General features: G+C 43.7%; 3 protein-coding genes and 1 pseudogene. 1 reads left to right on the top strand and 3 read right to left on the bottom strand.

All coding sequences use genetic code 11. The features are described from left to right. Positions 1-214: 214 nt before the first annotated feature. The 3 genes and pseudogenes from OSCI_RS32345 to OSCI_RS28085 form a co-directional block, all read right to left on the bottom strand. A pseudogene (locus OSCI_RS32345) lies at positions 215-928 on the bottom strand (Tn3 family transposase); the annotation flags it as partial. Then, positions 856-2,283, bottom strand: a complete 1,428-nt coding sequence (locus OSCI_RS00460) for a DUF4158 domain-containing protein (protein ID WP_007352861.1) — start codon at positions 2,281-2,283, stop codon at positions 856-858. The gene OSCI_RS00460 and the pseudogene OSCI_RS32345, both read right to left, overlap by 73 nt. Before the next feature lie 70 nt (positions 2,284-2,353). Continuing rightward, the gene (locus OSCI_RS28085; RefSeq protein ID WP_083811278.1) at positions 2,354-2,509 is read right to left on the bottom strand and encodes a double zinc ribbon domain-containing protein; all 156 of its coding nucleotides are present in this window, start codon (positions 2,507-2,509) and stop codon (positions 2,354-2,356) included. Positions 2,510-2,589: 80 nt separating this feature from the next. On the opposite strand from OSCI_RS28085, the gene OSCI_RS00455 reads away from it, so the two are divergent. After that, the gene (locus OSCI_RS00455) at positions 2,590-3,504 is read left to right on the top strand and encodes a tyrosine-type recombinase/integrase (protein WP_007352860.1); all 915 of its coding nucleotides are present in this window, start codon (positions 2,590-2,592) and stop codon (positions 3,502-3,504) included. Positions 3,505-3,766: the final 262 nt, after the last annotated feature.

The raw sequence follows: 3,766 nt of genomic DNA, 5'->3' as shown, positions 1-3,766 counted from the left end.
GTAAAGCCGGGATACGGACAAAATAGGACACGATGTAAAGAAATGTAACGAAACCCAAACTCCTAGCCAGATTTATTTAAGCAAGCCGAACAAGTGAAAAGCTTATCTAATCTAAAATAGAGGATAAGAATGAATACGAGCTGTCCCCAACCAAAATGTAAAGAGATGTAACAATCCCGTTATCCCCGAAATCACTCCCACTCCCATCTACTGCTCAAAGTTCCAAGACCATCCCCTCATCCAACGCCGGGGGTAAATGCTCCAAGTCCAACAGGTAATCTCCAAAGCGCTTGATGTGAGAGGTTCGGTACGGACTCAACGCCGCCACATCATTTCGCATCACCACATAACCCTCCCGCTTCAAACGACGCAAAACCTCAGTTAAATCCACCGCGTTGTGAAAAATCACCGCATTCGCAATCAAATCGTTATACTTAATAATCTTCTCCTGCTCCACTGGGTCATTATTAGCAACTACCCCTTCTCCCCCAAAGAAAAACCATTTAGAAAAACCATGATAAGCCTCCACCTTATTCGTAGCAGCCGTAATTTCTTGACGCAACTGTATATCAGAAATATACTGCAATAAAAACACCGTCCGCACCACCCGTCCCAGCTCCTGAAAAGCTTGATAAAGCCGATTCTTGCGGCTATAATTCCCCAACCTTCGCAACAGCATCACCGAAGAAACCTTCCCTGCTTGAATTGAAAGCACCACCCGTAGCAAATCTTGCCAGTGCGTCACAATCCGCTCCCAATCAATTGCATCCTTAAACAACTCCTCAATATGTTCGTAAATCGCCTCTTTTCCAGGGCGAAAAAACGTCAAATCCTGCCAATTGCGAATCCGAGGCATCAACTTAATCCCCAACAAATAAGCCAAAGCAAATACCGGCGTTGACTGTCCCTGAGTATCAGCATGAGCCGTGCTAAAAATATTTGCTTTTCTCGCTGCACCCATAGCAGCTTTTGCCATTGAGCAGAAGCAAAAGTAACATCTACATTCGACGACAGCCACTCCCCCCGTCGCTGAGAATTTAGTTGCAAAAACTCCAGAGCTTTTATTAAAGTATCATCCTGACTGGTAGAGTCTAACTTAAGGGCACTAATCAACCGAAAGAAACTACTACGATAAGTTTTATAAAATCGCCATAATAAAGGCAAATAGTTATTGCCCTTGTAGGCATTCACGGCTTCGCACTCATTCAACAATTGCTGCGCGCCCCCTCTCGCTGCGAAGACATTTTTTACTTGCGCGACTGTCTCTAATGCCGGCGGTTCATCAACAAACACTTGAAGTACATCAGTAAAGACACTCACTAATTTTTCTATTCTTTCTTGCTGCTGCTGTCGCAGTAACTCCAATTCAGCTTTAGCTTTTGTATGGATGCTCCGCATCTGTTTGAGGAACATCTCCACTAAATTATCTCTGGCTTGTACCTGAGCTGAGTAAATTAAACACAGCAGGAGAGTTAGCCGTTTCGGTTGATTAAATTCTCTAACTTCGCTGGCATCCAATGCCCTTGCTTCTGCTGCAAAGTGCTGAATTTTAGCAATTGTGATGTGCATAATATCTGGCTTAACTTCACCCAGTGATTCCAACCAAGTTAGATGAGCAAGTAAATCATTGAGGTGGTTGCGAGTAGGGCGCTTGGGCAATTGCTTGAGGTCATTGTAAGGGCTGCGCTGCTGGACGGGATAGTTGTCTAAGAGGCTGTCTAAATATTGCTTTTTTTGCTCACAGAGTCCATTGCTGGCTACAGAAAATAGTTGTTGATTAACTAAATTCCTGACTCGGAGCACTAACTTGTCTAAGGTTCTAAAGCCGGGTAGTTCATAGCGCTGTTTTATTAATTCTTCAAGGGCAACATTGATTAAGTCCGCAGGGTTGTCCATGACTTGGGCAGTTTCAGAGACCACCTGCATAATAAAATTGTGAGCGGTTTGGTTAAAAGGAATGACGTTTAGGTACTCACGGATAGCGCGGCAATGGCGGTACAGGGTTCTGGACTGCCCGTAGCCCAAAGCAATTTCCTGTGGCAAATTTAGGGTGACGCGAATGTGGTTGGAGATGCTAGGGGGGATTTCTGAGAGTTTGGGAAAATAGCCGAGTCGCTGAAAGGTTTTGAGTAAAACCATCAAGTTGTAGTAGTGAGATTCCCCTTGTGTCGTTGAAGTGCCAAAGGCAATTTCTGATGGAGTCGGTGTGTAAATGGATGCTAGTTCTTTGGGTGTGAAATAGCGTTTGAAGCGAGGGTAAGCGGTGCGTTCTATTGATGCCACTTGATTGTGTGAAGAAGTTGGTGAAAGTGATAGTAACTCGGCGGGGATTGATGGCTAATTGCCTGGGGACTTATTCTCTATAAGATGTGCCACAGTGAGGGCAAAATTTGTGTTTGAAGGAAGCGAACGTTTCACCGCAACTCCGGCATTGATGCCGCAAATGAGTGCCGCAGTTCAGGCAATATTTAGCACGGTGTAGCGTCCAAACCGGGTCAAGAGTGTACATAAAAATATGTAAGTTTTCCTGATAATAAGTGTACAGCTAGAAAATTCAAAGGATGCACAAGTTTTCAGGAAGTTGTTCAATTGACTGTTACATTAGCAAGATTGGCAAGGGAGTTTTTAGACCGTCCAGGGTTGAGTCTAAGTACGCAGCGTTCTTATGAGTCAACTTTGATGCCTCTGCTGGGTCAGTGGGGTCGATTGCCGATAGAAATTATTAGCCGACAGCTAGTATTGGACTATTTAAGAAGTTTAACTCATTTGTCAATTACTACTCACCACCGCCATCAAGCTATTATTCAGGCTTTGTTGAATTTTGGAGTTGAACAAGGCTATCTTACAGTTAACCCGATTGCTGGTTTGAAGCAGCGCAAGCTTGACCCAGAAAAGGGGGAATGTAGTACCGACGCAGTGATTCGCTATTTGAGTGCGGAACAACTGAGTATTTTATATGAACTGCTCGTGCCAGATGTCCGATTGCACGCTATTGTCCGCCTGCTTCATCGAACAGGAGCTAGGATTGGTGAGCTTCTTACCTTAGATTTAGAGGGAATTGATTTACAATTACAGAAGTTTCAGGTGATGGGAAAGGGGAAGAAGCTACGATGGTGTTTTTATAGCGAAGATGCAGCTTCTATTGTGAATAATTATATTAAATATTATCGGGATTTGGGGACACCAGCTCTGTTTACTGCACAAAATCCTTTTAATCAAAGGGTGACGAGATTGAGCTATCAGCAAGTTTATTGTTGCTGGCAAAGTTTTACAGAAAAAAGTCCTCTTTTGCAAGGAATCCGCCTCCACGATTTGCGGCATACGTTTGCTACTGAACGAGTAGGGTTAATGGCTCTTGAAGAGTTGCGAGCTTTGATGGGTCATGAGAACATCCAGACTACTCTGCGATATCAAAAAGTAACTTCTTTGCGAGCTGAGGAAGTTGCTAGAGACGCTTTAAACATATTAGTAGCTGGTCAGAAAAAAGTAAATAATACTGGTTGATAAAATATATAGTCAGGTTAAGTTTTTTAATCGCTTGTGAGCTTAAGTAGAGAGTAGTAGCACTACTCTCTAGATGGTTTGTGAGTGTGATTGGGTAACGGGCGGCGAACGCTTCCACAATCAAGGCTACATAAACGCTCTATTGTATAATTGGCAGGCTTCTTACTTTTTGTGCTTGCTTCAACAAATCTGGCTGGGAGTGGCGGTTTCGTTACATTTCTTTACATCGTGTCCTATTTTGTCCGTATCCCGGCTTTACCCC

The organism is Kamptonema sp. PCC 6506, from assembly GCF_000180455.1.
Classification (GTDB): domain Bacteria; phylum Cyanobacteriota; class Cyanobacteriia; order Cyanobacteriales; family Microcoleaceae; genus Kamptonema; species Kamptonema formosum.
The sequence above is the reverse complement of the archived record's forward strand: the minus strand, read 5'-3'. Positions and strand labels throughout refer to the sequence as shown.